13 protein-coding genes and 1 pseudogene are annotated in these 15,073 nt (G+C 69.3%); 11 read left to right on the top strand and 3 right to left on the bottom strand.

Going from position 1 to position 15,073, the window contains the following annotated elements; all coding sequences use genetic code 11:
• Positions 1 to 68 precede the first annotated feature (68 nt).
• On the top strand, positions 69 to 908 hold the full coding sequence (locus tag FOH10_RS30900) for a Cof-type HAD-IIB family hydrolase (RefSeq protein ID WP_039808295.1): 840 nt from the start codon (positions 69 to 71) through the stop codon (positions 906 to 908).
• 26 nt (positions 909 to 934) lie between these two features.
• On the opposite strand, the gene FOH10_RS30895 is transcribed toward FOH10_RS30900, so the two are convergent.
• Complete coding sequence (locus tag FOH10_RS30895) at positions 935 to 3,316, bottom strand: N-acetylmuramoyl-L-alanine amidase (protein WP_143983316.1); 2,382 nt, start codon at positions 3,314 to 3,316, stop codon at positions 935 to 937.
• A 227-nt stretch (positions 3,317 to 3,543) separates the two neighbouring features.
• On the opposite strand from FOH10_RS30895, the gene FOH10_RS30890 reads away from it, so the two are divergent.
• Positions 3,544 to 4,866: a SpoIID/LytB domain-containing protein gene (locus FOH10_RS30890; RefSeq protein ID WP_425326113.1), complete on the top strand. Its 1,323-nt coding sequence runs from the start codon at positions 3,544 to 3,546 to the stop codon at positions 4,864 to 4,866.
• On the opposite strand, the gene FOH10_RS30885 is transcribed toward FOH10_RS30890, so the two are convergent.
• Positions 4,855 to 5,355: a MarR family winged helix-turn-helix transcriptional regulator gene (locus tag FOH10_RS30885; RefSeq protein ID WP_143983314.1), complete on the bottom strand. Its 501-nt coding sequence runs from the start codon at positions 5,353 to 5,355 to the stop codon at positions 4,855 to 4,857. The genes FOH10_RS30890 and FOH10_RS30885 overlap by 12 nt on opposite strands.
• 104 nt (positions 5,356 to 5,459) lie before the next feature.
• On the opposite strand from FOH10_RS30885, the gene FOH10_RS30880 reads away from it, so the two are divergent.
• Both FOH10_RS30880 and FOH10_RS30875 read left to right on the top strand, forming a co-directional pair.
• Positions 5,460 to 6,398: an EamA family transporter gene (locus FOH10_RS30880; RefSeq protein ID WP_143983313.1), complete on the top strand. Its 939-nt coding sequence runs from the start codon at positions 5,460 to 5,462 to the stop codon at positions 6,396 to 6,398.
• A gap of 252 nt (positions 6,399 to 6,650) precedes the next feature.
• A complete protein-coding gene (locus FOH10_RS30875) occupies positions 6,651 to 7,289 on the top strand; it encodes an NAD(P)-dependent oxidoreductase (RefSeq protein ID WP_143983312.1) in 639 nt (212 codons plus the stop codon).
• Positions 7,290 to 7,416: 127 nt separating this feature from the next.
• Here FOH10_RS30875 and FOH10_RS30870 read toward each other — a convergent pair whose 3' ends face one another.
• Positions 7,417 to 8,151, bottom strand: a complete 735-nt coding sequence (locus tag FOH10_RS30870; RefSeq protein WP_039808308.1) for a S1 family peptidase — start codon at positions 8,149 to 8,151, stop codon at positions 7,417 to 7,419.
• A gap of 144 nt (positions 8,152 to 8,295) precedes the next feature.
• On the opposite strand from FOH10_RS30870, the gene FOH10_RS30865 reads away from it, so the two are divergent.
• The 7 genes and pseudogenes from FOH10_RS30865 (at position 8,296) to FOH10_RS30835 (ending at position 15,073) form a co-directional block, all read left to right on the top strand.
• Complete coding sequence (locus FOH10_RS30865; RefSeq protein ID WP_143983311.1) at positions 8,296 to 9,057, top strand: MerR family transcriptional regulator; 762 nt, start codon at positions 8,296 to 8,298, stop codon at positions 9,055 to 9,057.
• A gap of 78 nt (positions 9,058 to 9,135) precedes the next feature.
• On the top strand, positions 9,136 to 9,606 hold the full coding sequence (locus FOH10_RS30860; protein WP_143983310.1) for a hypothetical protein: 471 nt from the start codon (positions 9,136 to 9,138) through the stop codon (positions 9,604 to 9,606).
• Positions 9,607 to 9,892: 286 nt separating this feature from the next.
• Positions 9,893 to 10,099, top strand: coding sequence for a hypothetical protein (locus FOH10_RS30855; RefSeq protein WP_143983309.1), 207 nt, complete (start codon positions 9,893 to 9,895; stop codon positions 10,097 to 10,099).
• A gap of 162 nt (positions 10,100 to 10,261) precedes the next feature.
• On the top strand, positions 10,262 to 11,458 hold the full coding sequence (glf, locus tag FOH10_RS30850; RefSeq protein ID WP_143983308.1) for a UDP-galactopyranose mutase: 1,197 nt from the start codon (positions 10,262 to 10,264) through the stop codon (positions 11,456 to 11,458).
• Positions 11,455 to 13,362 (top strand): annotated as a pseudogene (locus FOH10_RS30845) (glycosyltransferase); the annotation flags it as partial. The gene glf and the pseudogene FOH10_RS30845, both read left to right, overlap by 4 nt.
• A 182-nt stretch (positions 13,363 to 13,544) precedes the next feature.
• The gene (locus tag FOH10_RS30840; protein ID WP_063821421.1) at positions 13,545 to 14,099 is read left to right on the top strand and encodes a phosphatase PAP2 family protein; all 555 of its coding nucleotides are present in this window, start codon (positions 13,545 to 13,547) and stop codon (positions 14,097 to 14,099) included.
• Positions 14,100 to 14,125: 26 nt separating this feature from the next.
• On the top strand, positions 14,126 to 15,073 hold the full coding sequence (locus FOH10_RS30835) for a decaprenyl-phosphate phosphoribosyltransferase (RefSeq protein WP_143983306.1): 948 nt from the start codon (positions 14,126 to 14,128) through the stop codon (positions 15,071 to 15,073).

Genomic DNA, 15,073 nt, shown 5'->3' with positions numbered 1-15,073 from the left:
GGGGGATAGTCGACGGTAGGGCTGCGAATGGGCATCTTTCGGGCAAGCGGGGCCCCTCTCGAGGCAGGATGGAACAGGTGACTCTCTTTCACCTGCCCAAACCCAAGATGGTCGCCACCGATGTCGACGGCACGCTCATCGACCACCGGGAGCAGGTGAGTGCCCGTACCAGAGCGGCCGTGGCGGCGCTGATCGCCGACGGTGTGCCGTTCGTGCTCGCCACCGGGCGTCCACCCCGCTGGATCGACCCGGTGGTGGACGGGCTGGGGTATGCGCCGCTGTGCGTGTGCGGCAATGGGGCGGTCATCTACGACAGTGCGCAGGATCGGATCCTGTCCACGCGAGTGCTGGATGTGGACACCCTCGAATGGCTGGCGGAGCTGGCCGAGCGGCTGCTGCCGGGGTGCGGGCTGGCGGCCGAGCGGGTGGGGGTCAGCGCGCACGATGCCGCCACGCCGCAGTTCGTGAGCTCGCCGGAGTACGAGCACGCCTGGCTGAATCCGGATGACACGCGGGTGGCGCGGTCGGAGGTGATCGCCGCGCCCGCCATCAAGATGCTGATCCGGCTGGCGGGCGCGACCAGCGCGTTCATGCGGGAGGTGCTGGAGCCGCACCTGGTCGGGCGTGCGGATCTGACCTATTCGACCGATGACGGGCTGGTCGAGCTGTCGGCGCCGGGCGTCACCAAGGCCACCGGGCTGGCCACCGTCGCCCAGCGGCTCGGGGTGCAGCACGCCACCCTGATCGCCTTCGGCGATATGCCCAACGATGTGCCGATGCTGCGGCTGGCGGGGCACGGCGTGGCCATGGCCAACGCGCATCAGGAGGCCAAGGAGGCCGCCAACGAGGTGGCCGCCACCAACAACGAGGACGGGGTGGCCCGCGTCCTCGAACGCTGGTGGGCGTGAACGACTCTCGCCGCTGAGCGACCGGGTTACGGTGCGGGCAGCGGCGCCGGGATCGGGTCGGCGGCGGGTGCCTGCGCCAACGGCTGCGGGATCGGCGCACCGGCGGGGGACTGGCTGGTCCCGAAGGTGTCGAGAATCGTCGTGATGATGCCGGTGACCCGGTTGAAGATCAGCGAGCCGTACTGGAAGTCGGCGCGCACGCCGTCGGGCACCTCGTACTCGCTGCTGGTCGGCATGCCCAGCAGGCCGGTGAACGCGCCCAGCTGGATGAAGCGTTCCAGGATCTTGCCGACCACCTGGTAGACCCGGCCGTCCGGGGTGGAGTAGGCGATGCCGTTGGCGAATTGCACGTATTGGCCGCCGTCCACGGTCGGCCGCGGTTCGGAGATCGGCGCGCCCAGCGGTCCGGCCGCCCCGCCCTGCTCGTTCCAGGTGCGGGCCACCGCGCTGCGGTCCAGCATGTCGAGCAGCAGGGTGGTCAGATCGGCCAGCGCCGCCAGGTCCGCGTCGGCCTCCGGGTCGATGGACTGCTGCTGATCCGCGCGCTGATCGGTGCGCGACCGCGGCGGTGACGGCAGCTCCTGCTGTGGGGAGACCCCGCCGGAGGCGTCCTCGGCGATCGAGCGGATCCGGTCCATCAGCCCGTAGGCCGCGTCGCCGGGGCAGCTGGTGTTGCCCACGTCGCGGTGCGCGAACACGATCGGCAGCCGGACCTCCTCGCCGAGTGCGTAGGGGGTGTAGCTGCTGCCCTCCGAGATCATGGTGGTGGTGCCCTCGGGGTCGAGTCCGGCCACCCTGGCCCGCCAGCCGATGAATTCGCCCATGGACCGCACGGCGGCCTCGCTGGGGGCCTGCTCCTCGTGGTTGCCCATGAAGGACACGCCCGCGGTGTTCTCGTTGAACCCGCCCGCGTGTGCGCCCTGCACCGGCTTGTCGAGTCCGCCCGCGCGGCCCTCGAAGATCTGGCCGTACTTGTCGACCAGGGCGTTGTAGCCGATATCGCACCAGCCCAGGGTTTTCGCGTGATACGCGTAGATGGCGCGCACGATGCCGGCCGACTCGGCCTTGGAGTAGTCGTTGCGGCCCGCGGTGTGGTGCAGCGTGATGCCCGCGACGCCGTCCTTGTCGTAGGTCGGGTCCTGGCAGCGCATGTTCTCGTCCGCGCCCCACTGTGCGCGTGAGATCACCTTCGGCCCGCCGCCGGGCAGCGGCGCGGCCACCTCGGACAGCGTCGCGTCGATGGCCCCGCGGCCCGGATCGATGAGGACCGCCGACAGCGCCTCCAGCCCGATCTGCGCGGGATCGCCCGCCGCCGCGTCGGTGCGCGGCACGACGGCCGGATCGGCGGGTGACTGTGCCGGATCGCCGGGCGGCTGCGCCGGGGCGACGGGCTGCGCCGGGTCGGTACCGACGGCCCCGGCGGAGGTCGTGGACGTGGGCTTGCGGGTCACCAGGATCTGCACGGACTTGGTATCGCCGACGTAGATCGGCTCGGTGCCGGTGCGGGCGTCGGTGACGCCGTCGGCGGAGGTGGTGTCCACCGGTTCGGCCTCGTACCAGGGCCCCCAGGTGCCGTCCGGGGCCTTGGCGCGGATCATGGTCGTGGTGCCCACCAGCTCCTTGGCGGTGAGCGCCACCATGCTGAACGGGGTGTCGCGGGTGATCTCCTTGACCTGCGCGCCGACCTGGTCGACGAGGTCGCTGGGCACCACGCCGGGGGCCAGCGCGGGACGGTCGGGGTCGCCGCCGATGACGGGGGCGGCGGGCTGGGCGGGAGCGTGGGTTTCCTCGCCGGTCTCGGGGTCGAGGTGCGGCTGCTGTACCGCGGGAACGTCGGCGGCGGGCGCTTCGGGCGCATTCGCGCCGGGTACCGCGGGACCTTCGGGAGCCGCGGGAGCGGGGGCCTGAACCGTTCCGGATTCGCCTGGCGCGGTGTGGAATTCGCTGTCCGGCGCGGAAGGGGCTTGGGGATCGGGGGTGATCTGGGAGTCGGCCGCGCCGGGGTCGGCGATGAATCCGGGTGCGGCGGTGAAGGGGCCGACGGGGGTGCGGGCGGGCTGATCCAGTCGGGGTAGCGGGATCTCGCTGGGTAGTTCGACCCCGGGTGGTAGCGGGAGGTTCTCGGGAATCCGGATGGACGCCGGTAGCGGCAGCATCCTCAGGTCGGATAGTCGTAGGTCCGGTAGGGGTAGGCCGGTGATGTCGCGGAGCGGCAGCACCACGTCGGGTGCGGCGGCCAGGGCGAGTTCGGCCACGTTCGCCGGTATTGCCGCCAGGTTGCGCTCCTCGGTATCGCGGTATGCCGGGGCATCGCTGAGTGCGAGAGCCCCGATCGGCGCGGTGACCGCCAAGATGGTGACGACCGGGAGGACATATGAGCGTTTCGGCTTGCGGTACGGCACGAGCATCTCCCATTCCAGGTAGAACCGTTGATCGTCACCCGGTGTCGGGGGTTGATTCCTGACGAATCAACGATCACACTAGTCCCATCTGTAACAGACCCTAAACCTTCAGTGGAGGATTACCAAGCGGTAGCTCGAATGTAGCCCCGGAATCACGGAAGAACGGGTATGACATGCCGAACGGGTACTTGCTACAGCGACGTAGACGACGGAAGACGGTCAGTCTGTGCGTGGTGGCCGCGGCGCTGGCCGGGGGCACCGCCGCGGTGCTCTGGGCCTGGCCCGACGGCGAGGTGCGCAACCAGGTCGCCGCCGGACCGTACGGCCACGGCCGCGGCCTCAGTCAGCACGGCGCCTACAACCAGGCCCGGGACGGCTGGACCGCGGAACGCATTCTGGCGCACTACTATCCGGGCGCCGAACTGGGCGCCATCGGCCCGACCAATGTCCGCGTCCGCCTCATGGCCCAGGACGACAGCACCCTCGACGTCTGGTCCGACTCCGGCTTCTTCGTGGCGGGCCGCCGCGTCATCCCCGGCCAGGCCGCCCATCTCACCGCCACACCGACCGGCGCCGATGTGGTCATCACCAGCGGCTGCGACGGCGACGTGCTGTGGACGGGCAGCACCGACGACCCGTGGGTCTACCCGATCGAGGCCGGACCCGACCGGCCCGCCGCCGAACACCTCACCCTCTGCGGCGGCAGCGCCTACCGCGGCGCGCTCGGCGTCGCCCTCGACGGCGCGGCCGCCCGCACCGTCAACGACGTCGACGTGGACGACTATCTGATGGGCGTGGTGCCCGCCGAGATGGTGCCCGCCTGGGCCGATCACGGCGGCGCGGAGGCCCTGCGCGCCCAGGCCGTCGCGGCCCGGTCCTACGCGCTGGCCGAACAGCGCTACCCGTACGCGCAGACCTGCGACACCACCGACTGCCAGATGTATCCGGGCACCGAGAAGGAGGACGCGCGCACCTCCGCGGCCGTGCGCACGTCCACCGGCCAGGTGCTGCTGCGCGACGGCCGCATTCTGCGCAGCGAATACTCCGCCGCGCCCGACGGCGGCTCCGCCATCGACATCCGCACCCTCGAGGTGGGCCCGACCCCGGCCGAACTGGCCCCGGCCCCGCTGCCCGCCGAGGTGCCGCCGACGGATGGACCCGACGGCGAGGGGCTCGGTCCCGAACTCACCGAGGCGGTGGAGGTCGTCCTCGACCTCATCGACCTCATGGCCGCGCCGCCCGCACCGGTGGATCGCGCTGGGCTGCCGACCAATCCCGTGCGACAGCCGACCCCCGGCGGCACCATGGCCCCGAGCACCGCGTCTACCCCGACCCCGCCACCGGCCACCACGTCGGCCACGCAGACTGCTGATTCGTCTGCGCCGGGCGGCCTTCTGCCCACGCCGGGCGACGTCACGCCCGCTGCGGGCGCGTCGTCGGTGGCACCCGGCAGTGCGGCGTCCACACCGGGCTCATCACCCGCGACCGTCGTGGATGTGCCGGCCCCGACCGTGGTCGACGAATCCGTGCCGCTGGGCTACGGCTCAGGTGAGTGAGGTGTCGCCGAGTGACTCGGCGAGGGTGCGCAGCAGTGTCGCCAGCTCGTCGCGGTCCTGACCGGACAGGCCGGCGAGCAGTCGCCGCTCGTTGGCGACGTGCAGCGGCAGTACCTCGTCGACCAGGGCGCGGCCGCGGTCGGTGAGCTGAACCCGGACCGAGCGCCGGTCGATCGGATCGGGCACGCGCACCACCAGTTCCTTGGCGGCGAGCCGGTCGATGCGGTTGGTGATCGCGCCCGAGGTGATCATGGCCGCCCGGTTGAGCGCGCCCGCGGTGAGTCCCTCCGCGCCGCCGGAGCGGTGCAGGGTGGCGAGCACGTCGAACTCCCAGCGCTCGAGCCCGTGACCTTTGAAGAATTCGGTGAGTTCGCGGTCGAACACGCGGGCCAACCGGGTGATCCGGCCGACCACGGCCATGGGGGAGGCGTCCACGTCGGGGCGCGTCGCCCGCCATGCGGCCAAGATCTGGTCGACTGCGTCGGCCATCACCACTCCTCTCGAGGGAAATAATCTCAACATCAAGATACTTGACGCTGAAGTACATCGATGCTTTTATTTCAACGTTGAGATTATCAATGGGGAGTGAAGAGATGACCGCCACCCGCGCCGGAGCCGCCTACGCCGGCACCCTCGCCCTGACCGCGCTCGCCCCGCTGGTGTGGGGATCCACCTATATCGTCACCACCGAATTCCTGCCGCCCGACCGCCCGCTGTTCACCGCGCTCATGCGCGCCATGCCCGCCGGACTGCTGCTGCTGGCCGTCACCCGACTCCTGCCGCGTGGTGAATGGGTATGGCGCGCAGGGATTCTGGGCCTGCTGAACATCGGCGCGTTCTTCCCGCTGCTGTTCCTGGCGGCCTACCGGCTGCCCGGTGGCGTGGCGGCCGTGCTCGGTTCGGCCCAGCCGCTGTTCGCGCTCGGGCTCGCCGCCCTGCTGCTCGGTGAGAAGCCGACCGTCCGAAAGATCTCCGCCGGAGTGATCGGCCTGGTCGGGGTGGCGCTGGTGGTGCTGAAGGCCACCGCGGTCCTCGATACCGTCGGCGTGCTCGCCGGACTGCTGGGCGCGGCGTCCATGGGCGCGGGCACCGTGCTCACCAAGCGCTGGGGCCGCCCCGCGGGCGTCGGACCGCTCGCCCTCACCGGCTGGCAGCTCACCGCGGGCGGACTGGTGCTGCTGCCGCTGGCGCTGCTGGTGGAGGGTGCGCCGCCCGCCCTGGACGGGCGCGCCGTCACCGGTTACCTCTACCTGGGTCTGCTCGGCACCGCCGCCGCCTACGCCCTCTGGTTCCGCGGCCTGAGCCGCATGCCCGCCAGCTCGGCCGCCCTGCTCGGACTGCTCAGCCCGGTCTCGGCCGCCCTCATCGGCTGGATCGCGCTCGGCGAGGCGCTCAGCCCCATTCAGGTGCTCGGCATCGTCATCGCACTCACCGGCACCCTGCTCGGCCAGCTCGGCGCCGCGCCGAAGCCCGCGGTGCGGGCGGAGATCCCCGCACCGGCGGTCACTTCGCGGACGCCCACCCGCACGTAACGGCCGTCTCCCGGCCCGGCGACCGCGTTCGGTCGCCAACGGGATACCGCCGCATCCGGCGGATCTCACCCGGTGGTCGCTCACCGGCCACCGGCGCGGACTGCTCGAGGTGGTGAACGTGACCAGGCGGCCGCGCGTCCCACCGCCCCGCCGTGATTCCGCCGGTTACTGCCGGAGTGACCGGTAACAAGTCCCCCCGAACGCCGGGCGGGAAACCCGCAATCCCAACCAATTCCGAAAGGTTCGACAGCTATGCACATCACGGTATTCGGAGCAGCGGGCGGCGTCGGCAGCCGCGTCGTCGCCGAGGCGCTCCGGCGCGGCCACGACGTACGCGCGGTGTCTCGCAATCCCGAACGGCTGCACGGTCTTCCGGCGGCAGCCGAGCGCCGGGCCGGGGATGCCTCCGACCCGGAACAGATCGCGGCCGCCAGTGTCGGCAGCGATCTGGTGATCAGCGCGACGCGGCCGGTGCCCGGTCGCGAGCACGAACTCGCCGAGGTCGCGGCGGCCCTGCTGAAAGGCTTGACCGGCACCGGGATTCGGTTGCTGGTGGTGGGCGGCGCGGGCAGCCTCACCGTCGCGGGCACGGGCAAGACGCTGCGCGAACAGCCGGACTTCCCGGCCGCACTGCAACCGATCGCCACCGCCTGCGATCGGCAGCTGGAGGTCTTCCGGGTCGCGGACGGCTCCGTGGACTGGACCTATCTGAGCCCGTCGGCCCTGCTGGAACCCGGTGCGCGCACCGGCCGATTCCGCCTGGGCCGGGACGAACTCCTGGTCGACGCCGCGGGCGACTCCAGCATCTCCATGGAGGATCTGGCGGTGGCATTGCTGGACGAGGCCGAGCGCCCGCGGCACTCCAGGACCCGATTCACCGCTGGCTACTGAGCGAAAACGCCTGGGGCGGAACCGCACACGGTACCGACGTGCATCAGCGCCACGTCGGGTACACACCGCGGAAAACACAGCTCCCCTCCGGCCGGGCCGGAGGGGAGCTCGCAGGTGTGGGGTCCGATCAGAACACGCGGAACCCGGCTCCGACGCCGCCGCGGTGGTCGATATCGCCCAGTACCAGGGTGATATTGGTGGACACCTCGGGCCGGTGGATGAAGTCACCGCCGCCCGCGCAGGCGCCGGGATCGATGGACAGCGGTCCGATCCGCACTTCGGAACCGGCCACGATCATGCCGACCAGCTGGTCGCCCAGCAGTACGGGACCGCCGGAATCACCCTGGTCGGCGCACACCTGGCTGCGGAAGTAGCCCGGTTTGGTCTCCCACACCACACCGCAGGTGAAGCCGGTGGTGCGCCCGTTCTTGCAGACGTTGTCCCCGATGTTCGGCGGCGCGCCGACCCCGTTGATCACCGTCTGCGCCACCTGCCGGGTGGGCGCCACCCGCTCGGGATCGAAGGCGATGACCGCCCAGTCGTTGCCCGCGCTCTTCTCCGCGATCACGCCGATGGTGCCGCTGTCGATGGAGTACTCGGCGGCGATGCGCGCCCCGACCTCGCCGCAGTGCCCGGCGGTCAGGCCGACCAGGCGGTCGTCCCGGTCGAAACCGATGGCGGTGAGCGTACATTCGCCGATCGTGGTGGGGTCGTCGAGCTGTTCGACATAGATCCCGGAACCGCCGCCCAGGACCGCCGCGGGCGCCGCCTGTGCGGCACCGGCGGTGAGCACGGAGCCCCCCAGCGCCATCGCGGCCACGACCGCCCAGCGAAGTATCCGGGCACGGCCGATCGCAATCATGAAGTTTTTCCCTTCCCCCCAAGAACCTGGTGGAGCAGATAGTGCGAGAAGTTCGTGGTCAGGAGCATACTGTAAAGGCTTGACCTTGACGTAGCGTCAACTTGCATCCTGGATTCCGTCGATGCGAAACGAAGGAGAAAGGACGTGACGGCGACAACCGAATGGTCCATCCAGGACCTGGCCAAGGCGGCCGGGACCACCAGCCGGACCCTGCGGCACTACGGCCAACTCGGCCTGCTGCCGCCGAGCCGGGTGGGCGCCAACGGTTACCGCTATTACGACCAGGGCTCCCTGGTGCGACTGCAACGCATCCTGCTGCTGCGCGAACTCGGCCTCGGCCTGCCGGTCATCGCCGAAGTTCTCGCGGGAGAACAGGATACGAGCACCGCACTGCGCACGCATCTGGATTTGCTCCGGCAGGAGCAGGACCGGATCGCGCGCCAAATCGCTTCGGTGCGAACAACATTGCGCAAAACGGAAGCAGGTGAGCAACTCATGGCAGACGAAGTATTCGACGGCTTCGACCACACGCGGTACAAGGACGAGGTCATCGAGAAGTGGGGCCGGGAGGCCTACGAGAGCGGCGACCGCTGGTGGCGGGGGCTGAGCGAGGCCGACAAACAGGCATTCCAGCAGACCCAGCTCGATATCGCCGCCGACTACGGCCAGGCCCACGCGGCCGGGCTGCCGGTCGACAGCGCGGAGGTCCAGGCCATCACCCAGCGGCACTACGAATGGGTGACCGTGGGCTGGCAGGGCCGCTGCCCCGAGGCGGAGGCGTTCGTCGGTCTCGGCGAAATGTACGTGGCCGATCCGCGTTTCGCCGTGAACTACGACAAGCACGGCGCGGGCACCGCGGCCTATGTGCGCGACGCCATGAAGGCGTACGCCGACGCCCGGCTGTAACAGCGGAAACATGATCGCCTCCCGTGGGCGGCCGCAGGTAGAGTGCGCGCCGTAAATCCACGGGAGGGGACCAGGTAGATGCATCCGTCCAGTCCGCGCGCGTACGTGCCGCCGCGAGCGAACCCCTTCACCGGCATCGCCGGGGGCGTGCTCGCGGCGCTGGGCGGCCTGGCGCACGGCCTGCTGGCACTCACCGCCGGATTCGTCCTGCTGGCGGGCTCGGACCTGGTGCCCCCGGACCAGGACCCGGACCTCGCCGCCCAGGCCGAGCTGGGCAAGCCCGACGACGCCGTGCTGACCGCCGCCCTACTGATCCTTCCGGTATCGCTCGTGGTGGCAATCGGTTTGATCACGGGAGCGGTGCTGCTGTTCAGTCGTCTCGCGGCGGGCCGCTACACCATCATCACCATCGCGACCATCGCCCTGCTGCCCTGGCTGGCGGTCATGCTCGCGGGCCAGGCCCTCGGCGCCATCGGCGTCCTGTTCCCCCTGACCACCGTGGTCCTCACCGCCTGGGCCAGCACCGGCCACTGGCTCCGCGAACGGTAATTGCCAAGGAATAGCGGAGATTTCATTTCGCATCCCGCAACGCGGTATTGCCGGCCGGTCGTTCCGCCTGGCTGTCGAAGCAAGCCCCCGAAGACTTGGGCAGTTGACCGAAAAGGTGCAATGCGGTGGCTACCATTTCTGTGTGTCGGTCGAATCCGCAGGTGGTGTCAATTCTCCGATCTGTGATAGATGTTCTGCCATCGGAATCGATCATGACGCCGATCACCTCGCGGGGGACGGGAGTTCCCTCCGCGCAGTGGGAGAACGCATTCCAAGGGGAATCTGTATGAAGAAGTTTGCTGCCGCCGGTTTCGCCGCTTTCGCGGCCGCGGGAATCATGATCGCGGGCGCGGGTCTGGCCGCCGCGGACGAGGGTGACGGGGGCACCGGCGGCGGCGCTGGCGGCACCGGTTCCGCGTCGCAGCTCACCGATGTGATCACCGCGCTGATCACCGGCAGTGCCGGGAGCACCCCGGGTGGCGGCGACGAGTAATTCGGCCGGTCCCGGGCAGGACGACAGGCGGGTGGCGCTCCACACGGAGCGCCACCCGCCGGCGTCTTTCCGGGCCGTTCACCGGGTCCGTTCGGCATCCCGGGGGACGGAGTGCTCGGCTCCACCCGGCTACCGCGCGCACTTCCGATACGCTGGGCTCCCGTGACCGTCGCATCCCCCTTCGATCTCATCGTCGTCGGCTCCGGCTTCTTCGGGTTGACCATCGCAGAACGCACCGCCAACCTGCTCGGAAAGCGGGTGCTGGTGGTGGAACGCCGCTACCACCTCGGCGGCAACGCGTACTCGGAGGCGGACCCGGAAACCGGCATCGAAATCCACAAGTACGGCGCCCACCTCTTCCACACCTCCAACAAGCGGGTGTGGGATTACGTGAACCAGTTCACCGAGTTCACCGGATACCAGCATCGCGTCTTCGCCATGCACAAGGGCCAGGCGTACCAATTCCCCATGGGCCTCGGACTGCTGTCGCAGTTCTTCGGCCGCTATTTCACCCCGGACGAGGCGCGCAAGCTCATCGCCGAGCAGTCCGCCGAAATCGATACCAAAGACGCGGCGAACCTCGAGGAAAAGGCCATCTCCCTGATCGGCCGACCGCTCTACGAGGCATTCATCCGCGATTACACCGCCAAGCAGTGGCAGACCGACCCCAAGGAATTGCCCGCGGGCAATATCACCCGCCTGCCGGTGCGCTACACCTTCGACAACCGCTACTTCAACGACACCTACGAGGGCCTGCCCAAGCACGGCTACACGGCGTGGCTGGCCAAGATGGCCGAATCCGATCTCATCGAGGTGCGCCTGGACACCGACTGGTTCGAGGTGCGCGACGAGATCCGCGCCCAGAACCCGGACGCCCCGGTCGTCTACACCGGCCCACTGGACCGCTACTTCGACTACGCCGAAGGCGAACTGGGCTGGCGCACCATCGATTTCGAGACCGAGCACCTGGAAACCGGTGACTTCCAGGGCACCTCGGTGATGAACTACAACGACGCGGACGTGCCCTACACCCGCATCATCGAGCCGCGCCACTTCCACCCCGAGCGCGACTACCCGACCGACAAGACGGTCATCATGCGCGAATACTCGCGCTTCGCCCAGACCGGCGACGAGCCGTACTACCCCATCAACACCCCGGACGACCGGGCCAAGCTGCTTGCCTACCGCGAGCGCGCCAAGACCGAGACCGCCGCCGCCAAGGTGCTCTTCGGTGGCCGCCTGGGCACCTACCAGTACCTGGACATGCACATGGCCATCGGCAGCGCGCTCAACATGTTCGACAATGTGCTGCGCCCGCACCTGGAGTCCGGCGCGCCGCTGGTGGACACCGCCGAATGACCGCCCACGTGATGTTGGAAGAGATGACCACCGACACCCGCGCGATATCGCTGCTCCAGCGCATCATCCTGCCTCGGCCGGGTGAGCCCCTCGACGTGCGCAAGCTCTACCTCGAGGAGTCCGACACCAACGCCCGGCGCGCGCACGCGCCGACGCGCACCTCGCTGTCCATCGGCGCGGAATCCGAGGTGTCGTTCTGCACCTACTTCAATGCCGTGCCCGCCAGCTACTGGCGGCGCTGGTCGGTGCTGACGTCGATGGTGCTGCGCCTGGACCTCTCCGGCCACGGCCGCGTGGACGTCTACCGCTCCAAGGCGGACGGCTCCCGCATCCACGTGCGCGGTGACGAATTCAGTTCCAGCGGTACCGAATCCACCACCGTGGAGTTCGAGGTGGAGCTGGCCCCGTTCGAGGACGGCGGCTGGATCTGGTTCGACATCACCACCGACACCGCCGTGGACCTGCGCGGCGGCGGCTGGTACGCACCGGTCGAGGCCCCGGGGCAGGGCAGCATCGCCATCGGCATGCCCACCTTCAACCGGCCCGGCGACGCGGTGAAGACCATCGCGGCCCTCGGCTCCGATCCGCTGGTGCTGGAGAAGATCCGGGCCGTCATCATTCCCGACCAGGGCACCCGCAAGGTGGTGGACGAGCCCGGATTCGCCGAGGCCGCAACCGCTCTCGGCGACCGGCTGACCTTCCACGACCAGCCCAACCTGGGCGGCTCCGGCGGCTACAGCCGGGTCATGTACGAGGCGCTGAAGACCACCGACGCCGAGTACATCGTCTACATGGACGACGACATCGAGATCGAGCCCGACTGCATCCTGCGCGCACTGGCCTTCTCGCGTTTCGCCAAGTCGCCCATCCTCACCGGCGGGCAGATGCTCAACCTGCAGGAGCGCTCACACCTGCATGTCATGGGTGAGGTGGTGGACCGCTCCATCTTCATGTGGACCGCGGCCCCCCATGTCGAATACGACCACGATTTCGCCAAGAACCCGCTGCGCGACCGCGACAACTCCAAGCTGCTGCACCGCCGTATCGACGTGGACTTCAACGGCTGGTGGACCTGCGTCATCCCGCGCCAGGTGGCCGAGGAGATCGGGCAGCCGCTGCCGCTGTTCCTCAAGTGGGACGACGTCGAATACGGCCTGCGGGCCCGCCAGTCCGGATATCCGACCGTCACCCTGCCGGGTGCGGCCGTGTGGCATATGGCGTGGAGCGACAAGGACGACGCCATCGACTGGCAGGCGTACTTCCACCTGCGCAACCGCCTCGTGGTGGCCTCGCTGCACCTGCCGAACGACGGCCGTCCCATGGTGGTCAACACCGTCAAGGCCACCCTGAAACACCTGCTGTGCCTGGAATATTCGACGGTCGCCATCCAGAACGAGGCGATCCGCGACTACCTGGCCGGTCCGGAGCGGCTGTTCGATCTGCTGCCGACGGCGCTGGGCAAGGTGCACGCCATGCGCAAGCAGTACTCGGACGCGGTGATCCTGCCGTCCTCCACCGAACTGCCGCTGGCCAGCCACGCCGATGTCGGCGCGGTCGGCGAACCGGCCAACCCGATCGCCAAGGTGGCCCGGCTCGGCAAGGGCGTGCTGCACAACTTCCGCAAGGCCAAGCCGCAGCACCACGAGACCCCGCAGTTGAACGTGCCCACCCTGGACGCCCGCTGGTTCCTGCTCTCGCAGGTCGACGGCGTCACCGTCACCACCGCCGACGGTCGCGGCGTGGTGTACCGCAAGCGCGATCCGCGCCTGGCCCTGGAGCTCCTCAAAGATGCCATGCGGTTGCGCAAGGAGCTGGCCGAACGCTTCCCCGAGGTGCGCGAGCAGTATCGTCGCGCGCATCCGTGGTTGACCAGCAAGGCCGCATGGGAGAACGTCTTCGGCATCGACACCACGAAGAACGCTGGCACCACGAAGAACGCTGGCACCACGAAGAACGCTGGCACCACGAAGAACGCAGGGACCACGAAGAACTCAGGAGAGCGCCCGTGACCGCCGCCCCCCAGCCGCCCGGCCCCGACCGTGAGCTGCCCATCTCCGCCGTGGAGTCCGAGCGCGCCGCACTCGCGGTGGCCGAGCCGGACGGCTGCTGCGGCGGTGGCTGCTGCGATCAGCCGCAGCCGCCCGCCGAGGTCGCGATCATCAACGCGGTGCAGAGCCGGATCGGCACCCCGCAGGTGATCAGGGCGGCGCGCGGCATGTCGCATTTCGGTGAGCACGCGCTGGGCTGGATGGCCATCGGTGCGGCCGGCGCGCTGGTCGACCGGAAGCGCCGCCGCCAGTGGGCCGGGGTCGCCGTCGGTGCGTTCGGTTCACACGCGGCCTCGGTGGTGATCAAGCGGATCGTGCGCCGCCCGCGGCCCAACGATCCGTCGGTGCAGGTCAACGTGTCGACGCCCAGCAAACTGAGCTTCCCGTCCTCGCACGCGACATCCACGACGGCGGCGGCTGTGTTGCTCGGCAGGCTCACCGGGCTACCCTTGCCTGCGGTGCTCGTCCCGCCGATGCTGCTCTCCCGGGTCGTTCTCGGAGTGCACTACCCATCCGACGTGCTCGCCGGTTCCGCGCTGGGCGCCGCATCAGCCGCCGCAGTGCTTGCCGCCGAAAAGAGACTCGCCAAGTGACGACACAGGAAAGAGCCGACGTTGATATGAGCGAAGAGCCGACCAGCACCGACCTGGCCGAGGCGGTCGTCAAGGGTCCGCCGAAGACTGTGGTCGGCGGTCTGATCAAGGCCGCGCGCCCGCGCCAGTGGGTGAAGAACGTGCTGGTCCTGGCCGCGCCGCTGGCCGCGGGCAAGACCGCCGCCGGTGATCTGGTGATCGGCGACTGGACGGTCATCTGGCACGTCGGCATCGCCTTCGCGGCGTTCTGCCTCGCGGCGTCGGGCATCTACCTGGTCAACGACGCCCTCGACGTGGAGGCCGACCGGGCGCATCCGACCAAGCGCTACCGCCCGATCGCCGCCGGTGTGGTGCCGGTCAATCTGGCCTACGCACTCTCGGCGGTGCTGCTCGTCGGCTCGATCCTGCTGTCGTTCGTGGCCTCCTGGAACCTGGCCGTGGTGATGGCCGTCTACATCGGCATCCAGCTGGCCTACTGCTTCGGCCTCAAGCATCAGGCCGTGCTCGACATCTGCATCGTCTCCTCCGGCTTCCTGCTGCGCGCGGTGGCCGGTGGCGCGGCGGCGAATATCGCGCTGTCGCAGTGGTTCCTGCTGATCATGGCGTTCGGTTCGCTGTTCATGGCGGCGGGCAAGCGCTATGCCGAACTGAAGATCGCGCTCGACACCGGAGCCAAGATCCGCAAGTCGCTGCAGTACTACACGCCGACCTACCTGCGTTTCGTGTGGACCCTCGCCGCCACCGCCGTGGTCGTGTTCTACGGTCTGTGGGCGTTCGAACAGGGTCGTGCCAAGGACACCGAGTGGTTCGCCATCTCGATGATCCCGTTCACCGTCGCGATCATGCGGTACGCGGTAGACGTCGACGGCGGTGAAGCCGGTGAGCCCGAAGAGATCGCCCTGGGGGACAGAGTCCTCCAGTTCCTCGCAATCGCCTGGATCGGAGCGGTAGGTGTCGCTGTCTATCTCACCTGA

The organism is Nocardia otitidiscaviarum (assembly GCF_007362295.1).
Lineage (GTDB): Bacteria > Actinomycetota > Actinomycetes > Mycobacteriales > Mycobacteriaceae > Nocardia > Nocardia otitidiscaviarum.
This window is presented reverse-complemented; position numbering and strand designations above follow the sequence as displayed.